This window comes from Pedobacter sp. WC2423 (assembly GCF_040822065.1).
Classification (GTDB): domain Bacteria; phylum Bacteroidota; class Bacteroidia; order Sphingobacteriales; family Sphingobacteriaceae; genus Pedobacter.
In genome coordinates, this window is the sequence record NZ_CP162005.1 from 4446628 (window position 1) to 4465939 (window position 19312).

The 19312-nt window shown below is 40.2% G+C and carries 17 protein-coding genes; 7 read left to right on the forward strand and 10 right to left on the reverse strand.

Going from position 1 to position 19312, the window contains the following annotated elements:
• Positions 1–7 precede the first annotated feature (7 nt).
• A complete protein-coding gene (locus AB3G38_RS18635; RefSeq protein ID WP_367865299.1) occupies positions 8–730 on the forward strand; it encodes a 2-phosphosulfolactate phosphatase in 723 nt (240 codons plus the stop codon).
• On the opposite strand, the gene AB3G38_RS18640 is transcribed toward AB3G38_RS18635, so the two are convergent.
• Complete coding sequence (locus tag AB3G38_RS18640; RefSeq protein WP_367865300.1) at positions 725–1525, reverse strand: patatin-like phospholipase family protein; 801 nt, start codon at positions 1523–1525, stop codon at positions 725–727. The genes AB3G38_RS18635 and AB3G38_RS18640 overlap by 6 nt on opposite strands.
• A gap of 4 nt (positions 1526–1529) precedes the next feature.
• A complete protein-coding gene (gene gldB, locus AB3G38_RS18645) occupies positions 1530–2561 on the reverse strand; it encodes a gliding motility lipoprotein GldB (protein WP_367865301.1) in 1032 nt (343 codons plus the stop codon).
• Positions 2562–2674: 113 nt separating this feature from the next.
• On the opposite strand from gldB, the gene AB3G38_RS18650 reads away from it, so the two are divergent.
• The 3 genes from AB3G38_RS18650 (at position 2675) to AB3G38_RS18660 (ending at position 6378) form a co-directional block, all read left to right on the forward strand.
• Positions 2675–3349, forward strand: a complete 675-nt coding sequence (locus AB3G38_RS18650) for a porin family protein (protein WP_367865302.1) — start codon at positions 2675–2677, stop codon at positions 3347–3349.
• Positions 3350–3355: 6 nt separating this feature from the next.
• Positions 3356–4993 (forward strand): NAD+ synthase, encoded by a 1638-nt coding sequence (locus AB3G38_RS18655; RefSeq protein WP_367865303.1) that lies wholly within the window; start codon positions 3356–3358, stop codon positions 4991–4993.
• A 266-nt stretch (positions 4994–5259) separates the two neighbouring features.
• Positions 5260–6378, forward strand: a complete 1119-nt coding sequence (locus AB3G38_RS18660; RefSeq protein ID WP_367865304.1) for a hypothetical protein — start codon at positions 5260–5262, stop codon at positions 6376–6378.
• 4 nt (positions 6379–6382) lie between these two features.
• Here AB3G38_RS18660 and lnt read toward each other — a convergent pair whose 3' ends face one another.
• The 3 genes from lnt to rsmI form a co-directional block, all read right to left on the reverse strand.
• On the reverse strand, positions 6383–8011 hold the full coding sequence (gene lnt / locus AB3G38_RS18665) for an apolipoprotein N-acyltransferase (protein WP_367865305.1): 1629 nt from the start codon (positions 8009–8011) through the stop codon (positions 6383–6385).
• A gap of 15 nt (positions 8012–8026) precedes the next feature.
• A complete protein-coding gene (locus AB3G38_RS18670) occupies positions 8027–8683 on the reverse strand; it encodes a PH domain-containing protein (protein WP_367865306.1) in 657 nt (218 codons plus the stop codon).
• Positions 8684–8749: 66 nt separating this feature from the next.
• A complete protein-coding gene (gene rsmI, locus AB3G38_RS18675; protein WP_367865307.1) occupies positions 8750–9460 on the reverse strand; it encodes a 16S rRNA (cytidine(1402)-2'-O)-methyltransferase in 711 nt (236 codons plus the stop codon).
• A 44-nt stretch (positions 9461–9504) separates the two neighbouring features.
• Between rsmI and serS the strand changes: the two genes are divergently transcribed.
• Both serS and AB3G38_RS18685 read left to right on the forward strand, forming a co-directional pair.
• Positions 9505–10776 (forward strand): serine--tRNA ligase, encoded by a 1272-nt coding sequence (gene serS / locus AB3G38_RS18680; RefSeq protein ID WP_367865308.1) that lies wholly within the window; start codon positions 9505–9507, stop codon positions 10774–10776.
• 89 nt (positions 10777–10865) lie between these two features.
• Positions 10866–12233, forward strand: coding sequence for an amidohydrolase family protein (locus AB3G38_RS18685; RefSeq protein WP_367865309.1), 1368 nt, complete (start codon positions 10866–10868; stop codon positions 12231–12233).
• A gap of 69 nt (positions 12234–12302) precedes the next feature.
• Here AB3G38_RS18685 and AB3G38_RS18690 read toward each other — a convergent pair whose 3' ends face one another.
• Together AB3G38_RS18690 and AB3G38_RS18695 are read right to left on the reverse strand one after the other, a co-directional pair.
• The gene (locus AB3G38_RS18690) at positions 12303–12614 is read right to left on the reverse strand and encodes a hypothetical protein (RefSeq protein ID WP_367865310.1); all 312 of its coding nucleotides are present in this window, start codon (positions 12612–12614) and stop codon (positions 12303–12305) included.
• 183 nt (positions 12615–12797) lie between these two features.
• Positions 12798–13502: an SIMPL domain-containing protein gene (locus tag AB3G38_RS18695; protein WP_367865311.1), complete on the reverse strand. Its 705-nt coding sequence runs from the start codon at positions 13500–13502 to the stop codon at positions 12798–12800.
• A gap of 257 nt (positions 13503–13759) precedes the next feature.
• Between AB3G38_RS18695 and AB3G38_RS18700 the strand changes: the two genes are divergently transcribed.
• The gene (locus AB3G38_RS18700) at positions 13760–14398 is read left to right on the forward strand and encodes a hypothetical protein (protein ID WP_367865312.1); all 639 of its coding nucleotides are present in this window, start codon (positions 13760–13762) and stop codon (positions 14396–14398) included.
• A gap of 336 nt (positions 14399–14734) precedes the next feature.
• Here the strand turns inward: AB3G38_RS18700 and AB3G38_RS18705 are convergent, their stop codons facing one another.
• Genes AB3G38_RS18705 through ileS form a run of 3 tightly spaced genes read right to left on the reverse strand, consistent with a single transcriptional unit; the run spans position 14735 to position 19118 of the window.
• Complete coding sequence (locus AB3G38_RS18705) at positions 14735–15337, reverse strand: lipoprotein signal peptidase (RefSeq protein ID WP_367865313.1); 603 nt, start codon at positions 15335–15337, stop codon at positions 14735–14737.
• Positions 15337–15720: a TraR/DksA C4-type zinc finger protein gene (locus tag AB3G38_RS18710; RefSeq protein ID WP_041885291.1), complete on the reverse strand. Its 384-nt coding sequence runs from the start codon at positions 15718–15720 to the stop codon at positions 15337–15339. The genes AB3G38_RS18705 and AB3G38_RS18710 overlap by 1 nt, the downstream gene beginning before the upstream one ends.
• A 5-nt stretch (positions 15721–15725) precedes the next feature.
• Positions 15726–19118 carry an isoleucine--tRNA ligase gene (gene ileS, locus AB3G38_RS18715; RefSeq protein ID WP_367865314.1) on the reverse strand — a complete coding sequence of 1131 codons (3393 nt, stop codon included), beginning with the start codon at positions 19116–19118 and terminating at the stop codon, positions 15726–15728.
• Positions 19119–19312 lie beyond the last annotated feature (194 nt).

A 19312-nucleotide genomic window follows, 5' to 3' on the forward strand; every position in this document is an offset into this window, starting at 1 on the left:
CCTGATCATGCAAAGAAAGATAGAAGTCTGTTTAACACCTGCCCTTATTGATTTATACGCTATTGAAAATAGTATTGTCGTAGTGATTGATATTTTAAGAGCAACCTCTTCCATAGTTTATGGAATTGACAATGGTGCACAGGCAATTATCCCGGTAGCACAGGTAGAAGAATGCATGAACTACGCAGGTAAAGGTTATTTACTGGCAGCAGAGCGAAACGGGGAAGTAGTTGAAGGCTATGACTTCGGTAATTCCCCGTTTTCTTATACCGCCGGAAAGGTAGCAGGAAAAACAATTGTGCTCACAACCACGAATGGTACAAAAGCATTGCATTTAGCAAGAAAACGTGCCAGCCAGGTAGTGATCGGTTCTTTCCTGAATTTAAAAGCATTATGTGAATGGCTTAAAACTCAGGAAAAAGATGTTTTACTGCTTTGTGCAGGCTGGAAAGACCAGTTTAACCTGGAAGATACCATCTTTGCAGGTGCGGTAGTGCACCAGCTCCGCAGTGGATTTACGCATTATGACGATGCAAGTGTAGCCGCAGAAGATCTTTATCTGCTGGCTAAGGATGATTTAAGAGCCTATATCCACAAATCTTCTCACAGTCACCGTATGGTTGCGCTGAATATTGAAGAAGATGTTAAATTCTGTTTACAGACCAATATCTGTCAGACCATCCCTGTTCTGGAAGGTGATCAGCTTGTTGCTTTAAAAACAGGTTTATAAGTCTTCGTCCGGCGTATTAATTTCTTTGATCAATTCTTTAAAAGCTTCATTGTACTGAATGGTTTTCAGCGTTTCTTCATAAGCCAGCCAGTAAATGGTCTCAGCTTTTTTCATGTCAAAAGTGCCGATTTCCCCCATTCCTTTAGGTTCAATCAAGAGGTTACAAAAGGCTGATTTCTGTTCCATATCTTTATTTACAGACATTAATCCTGCTCTGGACATTAAAGCGGTGATATTGGTCATCACATTTACCGGCTTCAGGTGATTACAAGAAGATCCGATAATAAAATCACAATTATTCAGCAAAGGTTCAATCGGGAAGTTATTCAGAATTCCACCGTCTACATACATCTTTCCGTCAATCATAATGGGCTTGAAAATTCCTGGAATACAAGAGGAAGCCTGTACAGCTTTGATTAAATGTCCTGTTGTAAAATAGACCAGTTTGCCCTCACTAAAATTCGTTGCCGCAATAGTTAGCGGGATCTTCAGGTTCTCTATCTTATTATCCGGAAAATATTCCATCAGCAATTGCTCAGTATGTTCAATACTCACCAATCCCAATGCACCTAAAGAAGGCCTTACAAAACGCAGCAGCCTGGTTTTAATAAAGATATCCAATGCATGTTCGGGATCTATTCCTGCGGCATAAAACGCACCTACTATCGCCCCTGCACTTGTTCCGCTGATATGGCTAAAGGTTACTCCTGCATTCTTTAATGCTTTTAAAACACCAAGGTGAGCAATGCCTCTGATTCCGCCTCCCGATAAAACAAGCCCTACTTTCTTCCTCATAATCTTACATTTTGGGTTTATATTTTGCCCCATTTAATATCTTTTGCGGATCCGGCTCTTTCATGAGTTCCTGCAAAGTAACTTTTGGATTTTCGGTCATGTATTTTCTGACCATCTGCCAGCCTATCCATACACCCAGTTTGGGAGCAGATTCATTTTTGATCCCTAAACCAGGAGTAAAAGGTGCTTCACTCAGATATAGCTGTATTTTCTGGTTGTCAGTTTCAAACAATAGCTTGTTCTCAATCAGGTATGCCCAGATATTGCCTTCAAAGGTTTTACACCATTCCAGTTGTTTTGTTGTATAACCTATTTTAAGCGTATCCGGAGTTTGATCATCCAGTACCTTATCCATGAAATAGAGAATCTTTCCGTTCTCTACCATTTTAGCTAACAGGGAATGGTCTTCATCTTTTTCAGGAAAGAGTTCTTCTCTGGCAAAAGTCTCCGTGATCCGGGGTACCACATAATCAGGAGTAAACCGCCGTGATAAATATAAGGGAACACTTTTTACAATCGCGCTGTAAAATTTACTGTCTTTACCTAAAAACATATCCAGTCCAATGCCCATATAGCCGTCTCCTACCGGAGTCTGAACAGCAAAACCGGAAACGAAAGAAATGAACCTCGGGATCCTGGTTTCAGGATAGTAATATTTAATGTATTTGAAGGTCCGGGTCAAATCATTTTCGATAGGTTTCATATCCCGGAACACACTATCTGCTTCCTGATTCAGGTCTGTATAAGCCTGATCATTATATAATGTTGTTAAGATTTCGGCATCACTGTAACTTCTGTCACCGACCATTCTGTGGATATAGTCATCATAAAAGTAATTGTACTTTTTACGCAGCATTAAATCTGCATCTGCCAGCTTTTTATGCTTCCCCGCATACAAGTCCTGATCAAACCTTTCAATCTTAATAGCAAGCTTAATATCATCCACGTTAGGCTTCCCTGTCTGTTTACAGGAAAAAAATGTGGCGACACACAGAAAAATTAGATAGATTTGAAGATGTTTAACGTTATAGTTCATTGGTAACAAATATAAACAGATCAAGGGAGGAAACCAGCACAGGCCAGCTTCAAAAAAAGATTGAAACTATCTTTACGCTGATCCAGCACTCATTACAAACAAATATGATACAAATGAAACAAATATTGACCGGACTTTTACTGACATTTTTAACAACTACTGCTTTTGCACAACAAGGAGCTGATCCTTACTATGGTTTCAGACTTGGCTTAACAGCACATCCTACTTTTGGCTGGGCTAAACCTGAAAATGGTAAAGGCAATGGTTTTAGTATGGGTTTCTCTTATGGTTTACTGGCTGATCTGAACTTTGCAGAAAACTATAGTCTCTCCACAGGATTGACGATCACAACCATTAATGGTAAAACCACAGAGATTAATCCAAGTCCTTATTACGATGCTGCGGCTTATCCGAATCCGACACCTTACGATCTGAAGTATAAGTTACAGTACCTGGAGGTTCCTTTGACTTTAAAGTTGAAAACTGAAAAGATAGGAGATATACGCTGGTACGGACAATTCGGTCTTTCCAATGGTTTTAATATCGGTGCGAGGCAGGATGTTTCTATTGCCGGAAAAAGCATTGTGCAGGATGATCATATCAAAAAGAATACAAACTTTTACCGTGCTGGGCTGATTGTTGGTGCCGGACTGGAATATGATGTGGCAAAAAATACAAGTATAACTACAGGGTTAACATTAAATAATGGATTTACGGATATTTCTTCTGCTGCAGGCAGAAGTGTACGTAACCATTATATGAGTTTAAATTTCGGGGTATTCTTTTAGCAGATTATGAAGATAGCATTGGCACAGCTGAATTACCATATTGGTAATTTTGAGCTGAACACAAAAAAGATAATTGAGCATATCCGGTTGGCAAAAGCTGATGGGGTTGATCTGGTTGTATTTGCAGAACTCGCTGTTTGTGGTTATCCTCCGCGTGATTTCCTGGAATTTGAAGAGTTTATTTCTCTTTGCGAGGAAGCCGGGAAAGAGATTGCGGAACATTGTACCGGGATTGCTTGTATTGTTGGATTGCCGGTTAGAAATGAAGAAGTAGCAGGTAAGGATCTGTACAATGCAGCTTATTTTATAGAAGAAAAACAGATTAAGTCTATTGCGCGTAAGGCATTGCTGCCTAATTACGATGTTTTTGATGAATACCGTTATTTTGAGCCTGCTACATCTTTTGAGTGTATTGATTTTAAGGGTGTTAAAATTGCATTGACAATTTGTGAGGATCTGTGGAATATTAATAATAATCCGTTGTATGTTTCTAATCCGATGGATGAACTGATCAAAGAGCATCCTGATGTGATGATTAATATTGCCGCATCTCCGTTTTCTTATCAGCACGATGATGAACGCAGAATTGTATTAGCAGACAATGCGAAGAAGTATAATTTACCTTTATTGTATGTGAACCAGGTTGGGGCGCAGACGGAGATCATTTTTGATGGTGGTTCTATGGCCTTTGATCAGGATGGGAATATGCTGGATGAAATGGATTATTTCAAGGAGCAGCTGAAGATATATACACTTGCTGACGGAAAGATTGAGGGTGATATTTTAGTGCATCAGCCGATGTCTGATGTCGCTCAGATTCATGATGCGCTGGTGTTGGGGATCAAGGATTATTTTGCGAAGTCCGGTTTTTCTAAAGCGGTATTAGGGCTGTCTGGCGGGATTGATTCTGCGATTGTATGTGCGCTGGCCTGCCGGGCATTGGGTGCGGAGAATGTAATGGCAGTCTTGATGCCGAGCAAGTATTCTTCGGATCATTCTATTAAGGATGCGCTGGATTTAGTGGAGAATTTTGGTTGTATGCATGAGATTATTTCTATTGCAGAGGCTGCGGATGCTTTTGATAGTATGATGGCTGGTGCTTTTAAGGGTTTGCCTTTTAATTTAACCGAAGAGAATATCCAGGCGAGAAGCAGGGGAATTGTAGTGATGGCGATGTCTAATAAGTTTGGCTATATTTTACTGAATACTTCAAATAAGAGTGAGTGTGCGGTAGGGTATGGTACTTTGTATGGTGATATGTGTGGTGCGATAGGGGTGATTGGAGATGTTTATAAGACTCAGATTTATGAGCTGGCTCATTATATCAATAAGGATGGGGAAGTAATTCCTGAAAATACGATCGTTAAGCCGCCTTCTGCGGAGTTAAGACCGGGTCAGAAGGATTCTGATTCATTGCCTGATTATGATACGCTGGATACGATTCTTTTTCAGTTTATTGAGCTGAAGAAGAGTTCGAAAGATATTATTGCGATGGGGTATGAAGAAGGGTTAGTGAGAAGGGTTATTAAAATGGTCAATGGTGCAGAGTTTAAAAGGTATCAGACACCTCCGATTCTGAGGGTTTCTCCAAAGGCTTTTGGAAGTGGCAGGAGAATGCCAATTGTCGGGAAGTATCTGGCTTAGCGGACCTTCCGTCGGGATTAAAAAAACACCCTGTAGTGTATTGCTGGCGCGCGTTCCCTCTTCGAGGATCCTAATGCCAGGAATACACTACAGGGTGTTTTTTTAATTTCTCATGGGTTTTCCACCATGGCAGGGTGCAAGCTGATAGTATACCCGGTTTGGCATTTATTGGTTGGGCTTTCAGAGTTACTTGTTGGCGAAGCTTTTGGCTTGATTTGTGGTTGATTTTTTGATTACCTGGTGGTAATTGTTATTAATGTTTTGTGATGAACAGATTATTCGGTGTTATTCTTGTTTTGTGCTTTCTGAGTGTGGAGGCCATGGCTTTTGGATTTCCTGAAGCTAAAGATTCTATAGAAAGTATTGTTAGTCCGGTGAGGATTAATTTAATGCCGGGGCAAAACAGGAAAACGCTTGGACGCAGGTTATATCTTCCTATCCGATATATTGGAACAGCTAAGGTAAAGCTTAAGGTTGTGTTTGATACGGGTTCTCAGGGGCTTATTCTGGATGCTAAGCGATTACTCCCGGCTTCATTGGTAGCGGATACCGGAATTGTGATTGGGGATAAGGATTCTTTGGTTTTGAATGGAATCACTGTGACCCGGATTAAAACAAAATCCCGCTATGGTGGTACACGTTCTTATGCTGGTAATATTGCTTATGCTTCGATTGTAATTGGCGATAAGATGGGGCAGGTAAGGACGAAGAGGATGCCTTTTATTTTAGTTTATCATGGGATTTATGACCTGACTGGGAAGCCGGCTCAGGTGGATCAGCATTGCGATGGTATTGCTGGTGTAAGTTCTGGTGGTGAAATGAAAGCTGGTTTGGTACTGAAACGGGAAAATGTAGTTAGTCCTTTCAATTATCTGAGTTTTGGGAACCGTGTAGAAGCAGGGTTTATCCTTGCGCCGCTTGACCGGGTGAAATGGGAGCGGGTTTCTTCTATGGAAGGAAAATCGGCAGTGCCTTTACTGACTGTAGGGATCACTGAACAGGAAAAGGAAGGTTTTGTACTCCACCGGCAGCAGACGCTGAATGGCCGTTTTTATCCTTACGTAAAAGGGATTATTAGTTATAGCGGCCTGGTTATTTCGCCGTCTTACGTTTTATTTGATTCGGGGAATCCTGCCGGAGGGGTAATTTATGAACCGGATACAGCTAAAAAAGGAAGATTGAACGCTGGTGTTGCCATCCGGTTTGTAAGCGATGAAGGTGCGATTTATGATTATGCTGCTAACAATAGTGATTATAAAACGACACTCGATTCACGTAAAAGTAAATCGGTGTCAATTATAGGGATAAGCTTCTTTTTAGAGCATTCTTTTATGCTGAATTATAGTAGTCACACCATCGGTATTAAACCTGATCCGGCTTTGTAATTATTTATGCTTTTTTCTTTTTGAAGTAAGTTTTGTACGGAATGAACAGGGCCAGTACCAAACCAACTAAACTCAGGATCTGAGGAATGATATCTCCGCTTTTTACATAGAAGGTAAGCTGATCATTTAGGTTTATATCCATTTTCAGCGCGTCACGTGTCCACCAGGACGATTGTTTGACAATGTCTCCGCGCTGGTTGATGAAACCTGAAATTCCGGTATTAGCGGAGCGTACTACCCATCTGCGGGTTTCTATTGCACGGAGTTTAGCGTAAAGGAAATGCTGGTCTTTACCCGAAGTATTTCCCCACCAGCCATCGTTAGTAATGATTGCAATCATTTGCGCACCGTTTTTAACAGATTCTCCAATCCAGCTTCCCCATAGCGATTCGTAACAGATTACCGGAGCTACACCTACACCATTCTGAGAATAAAATACACCAGGCTTTTCCTGCCATCCCCAGCCGGAAACTGTTCCTCCAAGGCCAGCAAATACAGGGGCAAGGAAAGACAATGCTTTTGGGAAAGGCATTTTTTCTACGCCGGGTATCAGTTTGGATTTGTGATAGAACTGAACGTTTGCCGAGTTCTCCACCTGCATTGCAGAATTAAAGTTGTCGTAATATTGTTTGTTGTCCGGATCGAATTTAGCAGAAATAGTGCTTTTGTCATTGTATAATTTAAGGCTTTCTATACCCGTGATCAACGTTCCGTTTTTGTATTTATTCAGGAAGGATTGTGCAGCCATGTATTCTGTAGTGCTGCGGATACGGTCTTCGTTCGCATAACTCGGAATAGCTGTTTCCGGCCATATAAAATATTCGGTATTGACTTGTGCTACAGAATCTGACAGATGAATAAGCGTTTTTAGCTGTTCAACAGGGGTAATGCCGCCCATCTTTTCGTAAGGATCAATGTTTGGCTGTACCACAACGACATTAACAGGCAGATTTTTTTCTTTGTAACCGTAATATTTGATCAGGGAAATTCCGGCAGGTACAATCAGAAAGATCAGCCAGCCCATTGCAGGTCTGATTTTAAGATAGCCAGTATTCGCTTTAAAGGCTTTATAAGCTTCAAAAGCAAGGATATTACTAACCAGTATCCAGATTGATCCGCCATATACACCGGTAGTCTCGTACCATTGTGCAAGCTGATGCATTCCGGCAAGACCATTACCCAATGTCATCCAGGGAAAAGCAAGATCCCAGGTGGCATGTAAATATTCCATACCTAACCAAAAGCTGACCAAAGCCAGATAGGCAATACGCTGGCTGCTGACCACAGTTCTGAAACGGTAGTAAAGCCAGAAGGCAAAAGTCATCAATAAAGCACCAAGTCCATAAGGGATCAGCGAGATTACCAAGGCGACAGCCGGATTGTTATAGGCACTGATCGCGTTGTATACCCAATAAATGCAAGCTGTATTCCAGACCAGGAAAGTTAAACCCGCAGTAAGGAAAACCTTTTTGCCTGTTTTTGGCTCTCTTTTAGCAATTATTTGATCAAGTGCGATAAAAAGAGGCACAAGACCCACAAATAAAACAGGAGCAGTAAAAGTATGCGGTGGCCATGCCAGCCATAATAAAAATGCACTTAACAGGGCGAGCAGGTAGGTTTGTATCGCTTTCATGGATTGGGTATGCGCTTAAAAAGTATCTAGTATGTCGGCTTTTTTAGCCTCGTATTCAGCCTGGGTAATGAGTTGTTTGTCGTAAAGCGTCTTTAACTTCCTTAATTTCAAAGTCGTTTCATCTTCTGGTTCTTCTGCAACCACAGGGGCTACATAAGCTTCCACAGGTTCTTCGGCAGGGATGTTTTCCTGAACAGGCAGGTCTGCAAGCGGTGTAACCGGAGCTGCCGGAGCTGGCTGTTGTGCTCTTTTCTCTTCCAGTTCAGTTTGTCTTAGTTGTTCTTTGAAAGCTTCCAGCTGCTCATAAGCGGCCTGGTACAGTTTTCTGGCCTGTACTTTAGGGATGTATTCCGTAATGATGTTTTCTCCATGCTGCGGTACACAGATGAATTTAGAACCAAAGATTTCTTCCTTGAAAGAGATCTCTTTAATGCTTTTCCAGGAAATGTCCTTGAAGTTCATGGTAATCCCGAAGTTTGCCGGCTCACAATAAAAGATACGCTTATTGCTGACTACTATACAATCAGGAAGAAGATTTACTGCTGGTCTTTTTTGTACCGCAAGGTAAATCAGTTCCTCATTGGTCGTTAACATGTCGTTCAGCTTGCCTAAAACTTTTTCAACAGCTTTAGGATCCTGCTCATCACTTAAAAATCTATCTATTAAATTCATATTGTTTTATTTTAAGCTCTTCAGGAGCCTGTTTTAAGTCTATAATTAAACGGGCTCTTTTAGGGGTTAATCCTTTTCGTAAGAGCGCTTTTCCTTTTTAGTTTCTTCTTTACCTGCCACACAAATTACGAACTCACCTTTTAAAATATTGTTTTCAAAGTGTGATTTTATTTCTACCAGTGTACCTCTAACGGTTTCTTCATACATTTTAGTCAGCTCCCTGCTTACTGAAGCTTGTCTTTCTTCTCCAAAAAACTGGGCGAATTCTTCCAGTGTTTTTAATAAACGGTGCGGACTTTCATAAAGGACGATTGTTCGCTCTTCGTCAGCAAGTTTCTTCAAACGGGTTTGTCTGCCCTTTTTAACAGGAAGAAATCCTTCAAAAACAAATGAATCTGTAGGTAGACCTGAGTTGACGAGTGCAGGTACAAAAGCAGTTGCACCTGGTAAACATTCTACCGGTAAATCATTTTTTAACACTTCTCTGACCAGAAAGAAGCCCGGATCGGAGATCGCAGGTGTTCCGGCATCCGAAATCAGCGCTACATTTTTGCCTTCCTTCAGAAACTTAATAATTTCTGAAGTAGCCTTGTGCTCATTGTGCTGGTGATGCGAATACGCTTTTTTATCAATGCTGAAATGCTTCAGTAAAGGCGCACTTGTACGGGTATCCTCAGCCAGGATAACATCTGCTTCCTTTAAAACGCGGACAGCCCTGAAAGTCATATCTTCCAGATTGCCGATTGGTGTAGGAACCAGAAATAGTTTACCGCCCATAGTATTCTCCAAACTCTTGTTATATTTGTTAAAAAAATTAAATAATGCTGCAAGTTAACTATATCCGCGAAAATAGAGAGAAAGTTTTAGAACGCTTAGGCGTCCGTAATTTCAAACAACCTGAACTGGTTGATGAAATTATCAAATTAGATGAAGAACGCAGACAGACTCAAACTTCGCTGGATAACTTATCCGCAATTGCAAATGCCAATGCTAAACAGGTTGGTGAACTGATGCGAAGTGGTAAAAAAGAGGAAGCCGAAGCAATTAAAGCAGAGACTACTTCTAATAAAGAACATATCAAAACCCTTTCAGATCAATTGAATGTGGTAGAACAGCATTTATACAATGCATTAGTACAACTGCCTAACTTACCTGGTGAACTGGTTCCTGCGGGCGCTACACCAGAGGAGAATGAAGTGGTACTGACGCATGGTGCGCCTGCTGAACTGCATGGAAAAGCTTTGCCACACTGGGAGCTGACTACCAAATATGATATTATAGATTTTGAACTGGGTACTAAAATTACCGGTGCAGGTTTTCCTGTGTACAAAGGTAAAGGAGCCCGTTTACAGCGCGCACTGATTAACTTCTTCCTGGACCGTGCTACCGATCAGGGTTACAGAGAAATGCAGGTGCCTTTGATGATCAACGAAGCTTCAGGTTTCGGAACAGGTCAGCTGCCTGATAAAGAAGGACAGATGTATCATTCTACAGTAGATAACCTTTTTCTGATCCCTACTGCCGAAGTTCCTGTGACTAACCTTTACCGTGACGTCATTTTAAAAGAAGAAGAATTACCTGTTAAAAATACAGCCTATACTCCTTGTTTCCGTCGTGAGGCAGGATCATACGGAGCGCATGTACGTGGCTTAAACAGGTTGCACCAGTTTGATAAAGTGGAATTGGTACAAGTGGTACACCCGGATAAATCTTACGAAGTGCTGGAGGAAATGAGTGCTTATGTACAGTCTTTACTGAAAGATTTAGGCTTACACTTCCGCGTATTGCGTTTATGTGGTGGTGATATGGGCTTTACTTCAGCAATGACGTATGACATGGAAGTATGGAGTGCGGCGCAACAACGCTGGCTGGAAGTTTCTTCTGTTTCTAACTTCGAATCTTTCCAGACTAACCGTTTGAAATTAAGATTCAAAGGAAACGGCGGAAAAACGCAATTGGCGCATACTTTAAATGGTAGTGCTTTAGCTTTACCACGTATTGTCGCTGCTATCCTGGAAAACTATCAAACAGAAGATGGCATTATCATTCCAGAAGTTTTAGTAAAATATACTGGATTCGATCGTATAGATTAATCTTTTTTAAAAGCCTTAATCAAAAGCAAAAAGCCGCTTTATCATTTAAGATAAAGTGGCTTTTTGCTTTTGTTACGCTATATTTGAGTATGAAATTCACGTTTTCTCTGCTTTTACTAACGCTTGCTTTATTTGCCCGCAGCCAGTCCGGTAAATATGATCTGGTGATCAGCCATGCCCGGGTATTAGCGGTCAGATCGGGAGAGATATTAAATGATCAGACGCTGCTGATTAAAGACGGGAAAATTGTGGATATCATAAACTCCCGGAAGAAAATCGTTGGGAATAAGAACATGGATGCTAATGGCCGGTTAGTTACTCCCGGCTTCATCGATACGCATATACATCCAACAGATGTTTTTGGCGATTATGAAAATGCCCCTGAATTTCTGGCTCAGGACTCCCTGGAGTATCTTCGTCATAAATTATCAAATGCTTATCTGCCTTATGGTACAACAACAGCATTAATATTAGGGCAACCTGAAAAATGGCTCACCCCAATTCTTGACTGGCAAAAGCATCCTGCACCTCAATACACTGACTTTTATACAAGTGGCGCTGCTTTAATCTCCGATGAAGAACGAACTCCCTATATAGGACATGTGGAACTGGAGAATCCGGAGAAAGCAAGGGCTAAAATACTCGAATATTACCGGCTGGGAATTAAACATATCAAATTATACTACCGGATACGAAAACCTGAAGCCGAAGCTGTTTTAAAGATTGCAGATAGTCTTGGAATGATAACTTATGGTCATATAGGAGATTTTGGTACCCGTCACCTGCACATCGGACAAGCTTTAAAAATGGGACTGATTAATTATGAACACCTGGTGACGCTGGGCACTGGTATTCTGACGGAAAAAGAATACAGGCAGTTTGAAACGGAATTTGCCTCGAACTATGGCACGGCCGATACAGAATCCAAGGTACTGGAAATGTTCATGGAGGCATTCAGCTATATAGACCAGCACGAAAAGCATAAAATGGAGGCCTTAATTGATAGTCTTGCAATCCGGCATGCTACTTTTTCAACAACGATACAAAGAATGTACGAACAGTTTCAGCCTACTTACTTTACGCAGCCTGCCGATAAGTTGCTGACCGAAGTGCAGCTTAAGCGCTGCAAAGAAAATTTTGCTGTTTTAATGAAATATGCAAAGTTAATGAATGACAAAGGTATTAAACTGCGTATCGGTACAGATGGGATTAATGGAGGAAAGGCGCTGATCTCTGAACTTATTATGATGACCGGATATGGGTTTTCAGTAGCCGATGTTTTTAAAATAGCTACTTACAACGGGGCAGAAGCCATCGGAATCGCAGGCACAGTGGGTACCGTTGAAAAAGGCAAACAAGCAGATTTAATTATCTGGGATAAAAGTCCGTTTGAAAACCCCGCAAACTTCAGTGCAACAAGAACAATTATAAAAAGTGGCGTTGAATATAAAGACTAATAGTCATGAAATAGAAAAGCGGATGTTTCCTAAAGAAACACCCGCTTTTCTTGAAGTTAACCTGGTTGATTATAAAATCAGGATTAATAATAAGATGATGATAATAATTGCACCAACAGAAAGATAAACACCTCCACCCATAGCACGGGCTTCTTTTTTCATCGTTCTTAACTCTTTGCGCAATTCTTTTTTCTCAGCTCTTGACAAATTAGACTTGTCCATAGCTTTGATTTCTTCCACACGGTTAGTGATTCTTTCTAACTGAACTTTTTGCTCAGCAGTCATTTCAACTTTGTCTTTAACTGTTGTAGCAGCAGAGACCGTGTTAACACTTAATCCTACAACGAAGATTAACAAGAATGAGTAGATTAATTTTTTCATGGTTATAATTTAAATTGTGTGGTTATTGACAGACTCAAGGTATAACAAAAAACCTACCAAATTGTTGGTAGGTTTCCCGTGCGTGCCTGAATGGACAATTATTAATGTATTATCTAAATTGATAACAATCAAAAATAATAAATAGGTAGTCAGATTTTAATATACTGTATACAGTAATGGTCACTATTTAATTTCGAAAACGGTATTCATTACATAGCTTAATTTAATCTTCTTGAAATCGATTTCCGGTGCAGAGCCGCCAGCATCTTCAGCCATAGCAGATTTCATCATCAACATTCCACTTGCACGGTAAACCGGGAAGTTCTCATTACCCTGTTCCTGGATATCAATTACACTACCCAATTGATTACCTAAAGCTTCAACCAGGTAAGTCGCTTTTGTTTTAGCAGCCTGTAATGCTTTAATTTTCAAATCTTTCTTTAAAGCTTCAATTTTAGAATAATCATAACTATCAATATTAGTATAAGCTACTCCTTTAGGATCTACCGAACCAATGATTTCATTCCACTTGTTCAGGTCAGTAACCTTCAAACGATATTGTTTGCTCACTAAGAAATCAGGATTTTTCTTTTTCTCCGGTGCGGTATTGAAACTTGATAAACTATTGATCATTAAATTCTCTTTAGGAATGCCAGCAGCCTGGATAGCTTTATATAACTGATTCTCTAAATCCGTAATATCCACTTTTTTCTTGCTGTTACCATCTTTCAGATATTCTTTCAGCGAAATGCTCAAATAAATAATATCCGGGGTAACTTCCGTTTCAGCTGTTCCGCTAACGGTGATCTTTTTGCGTAAATCTACTTGCTGAGCCATAGCACTAACACTCATTAAGGTAGCAAAGGCAAAGACGAATAACTTTCTCATAATAATTTTCTATTTGTGTGTATTTACAGATTAGATGTAAAAACCATGCCGATTCCATAATAATAATGGAAGAATTTTAATTTCCTGCAAATTAAGAATATTCCCTCAGTCGGGCTTTATTTATTTTGTTCATAAAAATCACCTGTGAATCAGTCACTTTATATCATCACAAAGCTGCTTTCCTGATTCAATACTCCAGCAACAGATTCACAATTAATTATTATTCTTTACCTTGAATCAATAATACAAGAATAGCATTGGAAAATACCAGACAACCAACCCCCAGAGAATTAATCACAACAAGTATAACTGAAACTCTGCTGGAGCCCTTAACCCAATCAGGATTTACATTTTCCAAAAGTTCCCTAATCTTCAAAAAGAACTCCAGTGACTTCACCCAGACCATTAGCTTTCAACTTAACCGTCATAATGAAACCGGTATATCGGCAGAATTCTGGACAATATGGAACATAACTTCAAAAGCATATTCAAAATGGTACAAAGCCAACTACGGAACCAGGCCCCTCAATGACCACGTATTTACCGAACCGGATTGGAATATCGAAAACTGGGAGTTCCCGGTCATCAACAACAAGCAAGAATCCCATTTCCAAATCATAGAAGAAACGCAAAGGCCAGAAGTATTGACGATCCTGAAAAACAATATCCTTAACATTGGAATACCTGCCCTGAACTATTTCTCCAACTGGGAAAATGCGGCCAATAACCTCCTCTCAAAAAACAGCGACCACCACAAAGCCAGTGATTTCTTTCAGCTTGCTGGTAACCCCGAAAAATCACTTTTAGCCTTACAACAAGGTTTGAATTATTGGAAACAACATCCAAACGCCTCAAACCCCGAACACCTGGAAGAAATCCATAAACGCCTCTCTTAATAGCTCTAAAGCATCCAGCCATTGACCTAATTTTTCTTTCTGCTTTTTCTTCTCTTTCTTTCTTTCTTTCTTTCTTTCTTTCTCCCAACCAGTCAACCAACAAAAAAAATACCTTTTCAACCTGATTCCATCTTTCACAAGGGCAATACCTTTTTTTAATCTCCAACAAGGTGTGATAAATCAAAAAACAGGGAACATAGTTTTACGGGCATTAGGATCCTCGCAGAGGGAACGCGCGCCCGCAAAACTATGTTCCCTGTTTTTGATTTCCCCCTCCACAACCCCAAAAAAAAGGCTTTCCCCTTAGAGAAAGCCTTTCCATTAGTTTAAAAGTCTTTAATCTTCAACCACCTCATTATTCGGCCCGATTTCTTCCTTCACCTCTTCCTTAAAATATTTTTTCTGGAAGATCAGGATAGCGATCACCCCAACAGATATGGCAGCATCTGCAACGTTGAACACCGGTCTGAAGAAAATGTAGTCTTCCCCACCCCATACAGGCACCCATTTAGGAAAGATGCCTTCCAGTATCGGAAAGTAAAACATATCTACTACGCGGCCGTGAAACAGCGTAGAATAACCATATATCTTACCATAAGCTACAGAGTCAATAATATTACCCAGTGCACCTGCAAAAATCAGGGCCACATTCAGGACGAGCCCTCTGTGGTATTTATTTTTCACCAGGTAATACAGGCCATAGCCAATTGCCGCTACCGCAGCAATTCTGAATAATGATAAAGCCAGTTTTCCGAATTCACCACCAAACTCCATTCCGAAGGCCATTCCATTGTTCTCCGTAAAATGTATAATGAACCAGTTGCCAATAATTTTGAACTCCTGACCCACATACATATTAGTTTTAATCCAGGTCTTCAGCACCTGATCCACTAAAAGGACCAGGAAGATAACCAGCAAAGGTTTAGAATAGCCTTTCATTATGCTTGTTTCAATTTGGCTTCCATACTTAAAGTTGCATGAGGTACAGCGCGCAAACGTTCTTTTTGGATCAATTTACCAGTTTCGCGGCAAATACCATAAGTTTTGTTTTCAATACGTACCAAAGCAGCTTCTAAATTCTCAATGAATTTTTTCTGACGTGCAGCTAATTGATTTAATTGCTCTTTCTCCAATGTGGCCGAACCATCTTCCAAAGTCTTGTAAGTACCAGAAGTATCTTCTGTACCATTAGAATTCGGGCTGCTCAAAGAATTTGTTAAGTTGAGAAATTCCTCTCTCGCCATACGCAGTTTATCCTGGATTAGTTCTTTAAATTCTTGTAGCTCGTTATCTGAGTAACGGGTTTTTGTAGGTTTTTCCATATTAATTATTGTTTTGCAATCAAAATCAGTAATTCAACCTCATCGATTACGATTGTGTTTCCTTTATCTAAATTAGTTATCAAATTAATATCATCCGCTAATATTTCAGCGCAAATGTATGTTTTATTCTGTGCTACTGCTGCGGCAATCAAATTATCGTTTTGTAAACTCACGGTAATGCGATCAGTCACTTCGAAGTTGAGCTCTTTTCTTAAATTCTGGATCCTGTTGATCAGCTCACGCGATAAACCTTCTTCTTTCAATACATCGGTTACCGTAACATCCAAAGCAACCGTAAGGTTTCCGATATTGGTGACCTGCCATCCGGGGATGTCTTCAGCGATGATTTCCACATCTTCCAGCAAAATTACATAACTGGTCTCCGGTACAAGATAAGAACCTTCAGCTTCAAATTTGCTTAAATCTTCAGCACTCATGTTACTAATTGTTTCCGCTACCGATTTCATATCCTTACCAACTTTGGGTCCGAGTGCTTTGAAATTAGGTTTGATCTTTTTCTTGATAAAACCAGCAGTATCAGTGATATATTCAATATCCTTGATATTAGTCTCAGATAAGATGATTTCCTTCACCAGTTCTACTCTTTCCTGGAAAGTTTTGTCCAGTACAGGCAGTAATATTTTAGCCAGCGGCTGACGCACATTGATGCTTGATTTCTTCCTCAGCGAAAGCGCCATTGAAGAAATATTTTGTGCAAGCTCCATACGCTCATTCAATTCTGTGTCGATCAGTGAAGTATCACCTTCTTTCCACAAGCTCAGATGCACCGACTGTTCCGCAGTCTTTTTATTAACTGATAAGTTCTGGTATAACCAATCCGCAAAGAAAGGCGCAACCGGAGACATTAACTGAGATACACTCATCAAGCAAGTGTACAAAGTCTCATAAGCAGCCTTTTTATCCGCAGTCATCTCACCCTTCCAGAAGCGGCGGCGTGATAAACGGATATACCAGTTACTTAAATGCTCATCAACAAAAGTCTGAATAGCTCTCGCTGCTTTAGTAGGCTCATAAGTATTATAACTATCATCCACCTCATTGATCAGGTTCTGTAAAAGCGATAAAATCCATCTGTCTAATTCAGAACGATCCTTTACAGGTGTCTCGTTATTTTCATCAATCTCAAATTTATCAATGTTCGCATATAAAGCGAAGAAAGCATAAGTATTATATAATGTTCCAAAGAACTTACGTCTTACCTCATCCAGGCCTTCAGTACTGAACTTCAGGTTATCCCATGGCGAAGCATTGCTGATCATATACCATCTGGTTGCATCAGCACTGTAAGTATCAATCGTATGGAAAGGATCTACGCCATTGCCTAAACGCTTAGACATTTTGTTACCGTTTTTATCCAGTACCAATCCATTGGAAACTACATTTTTATAAGCAATACCCTGATTACCGATACGCTCATTTACCGCTTTGATTTCCTCACTTGTTTCGCTCAGCATCACAGCAATTGCATGTAAAGTAAAGAACCATCCACGGGTCTGATCCACACCTTCAGCGATAAAATCTGCAGGATAAGCATTCTCAAACTCTTCCTGGTTTTCAAAAGGATAATGCCATTGTGCATAAGGCATCGCGCCACTATCAAACCATACATCGATCAGGTCCAGTTCGCGGGTCATTTTCTCTCCTTTTGAAGAAGTCAGGATCACATCATCCACAAAAGGACGGTGCATATCTTTCAATTCAAAAGCAGCTTCCATAAAGCCAGCTTCCACAGATTTTTTGATCTCTGCATTCAGTTCAGCAATAGATCCGATACATTTTTCTTCTGTACCATCCTGCGTTCTCCAGATTGGTAAAGGAGTTCCCCAATAGCGGGAGCGTGATAAATTCCAGTCCACCAGGTTTTCCAGCCAGTTCCCAAAACGACCTGTTCCGGTAGCTTCCGGTTTCCAGTTAATCGTTTTGTTCAGCGCTACCATTTTATCTTTTACAGCCGTAGTTTTGATAAACCAGCTATCCAGAGGGTAATATAAAATAGGTTTATCAGTTCTCCAGCAATGCGGATAACTGTGTTCATATTTTTTAACGTCAAACGCTTTATTCTCTTCTTTCAGTTTAATAGCGATCAGGACATCCGTAGGCTTGAAATCGGGTGCTTTACGTTCCTCATCACTATAATATTCTTCTTTCACATAGTAACCGGCGAAATCAGTAACCTCGTCCACGAATTTACCCTGCTTGTTGACTAGCGGAAGTTCGTTGCCCTGCTCATCTTTTACCATGACATATGGCATGTCGTTCTCTTTTACGACACGAAAATCGTCCGCTCCAAATACAGCTGCAAGATGTACGATACCCGTACCATCTTCAGTTGTTACATAGTCGGCAGGGATCACACGGAAAGCTTTGGCTTCTAATTCAGCATTGGTTACATAAGGCATCAGCTGATGATAAACCAGCCCAACCAGGTCTTTACCTGTAAACTCAGCCGTGATCGTCCATGGAATCAGTTTGTCACCACCTTTATAGTCTTCAAAAGAAATGTCTTTTGCTTCAGCTTTGAAGTGTTTCCCAACTAAATCCTTAGCTAATATTACACTGACCGGTAAAAAAGTATACTGATTGAAAGTTTTAACTTTTACATAATTGATCTTTGCGCCAACTGCCAGTGCACCGTTAGACGGTAAAGTCCATGGGGTAGTTGTCCAGGCGATAAAAGAAGTATCTTCTGTATCATTTTCAAATATGGAAGATATTGCCGCGTGCTGCTGTTCTCTTTTAATGGCGAACTGTGCAGTGATCGAAGTATCTTTCAGCATTTTATAAGTACCCGGCTGGTTCAGCTCATGAGAGCTTAAACCTGTTCCCGCAGCAGGAGAGTAAGGCTGTACAGTATATCCTTTGTATAAAAGCCCTTTGTCATAAAAGGTTTTCAGGATCCACCAAAGAGATTCAATATATTCATTTTCGTAAGTGATATAAGGTTTCTCCAGATCTACCCAATAGCCCATTTTCTCTGTAAGGTCATTCCAGATATCGGTATAACGCATGACTTCTTCACGGCAGGCTGCATTGTATTCTTCCACTGTGATTTTAATTCCAATATCAACTTTCGTGATACCCAGTTTCTTCTCTACAGCAAGCTCAATAGGCAAACCATGCGTATCCCAGCCACCTTTACGTTTTACCTGGAAACCTTTAAGAGTTTTATAACGACAGAAAATATCTTTAATAGCACGAGCCATTACATGGTGAATACCAGGCATGCCGTTAGCTGAAGGCGGGCCTTCATAGAAAGTAAATGGGTTAGCTTTTGAACGGGTAGAAATACTTTTTTCAAATATATTTTCTTCCTTCCAAAACTGTAATATCTCTTCGCCTATCTTAGGTAGTTCTAATTGTTTAAATTCCCTATACATCAATCCAGTATCTTAAAAAAATGAGGATGCAAAGTTAAGGATTAAGAATTAAAAAAGGTAGGTATTAAGGAAATACATTGATCTTCAAAAACTTAAATTGGTTTGGTTTTTGTTGCTTATATTGTAAAACGATTTTAATCCGGAAGATAAAAACAGATCAGATGGATTTTCGACGTAAAAATCGCATAAATTAG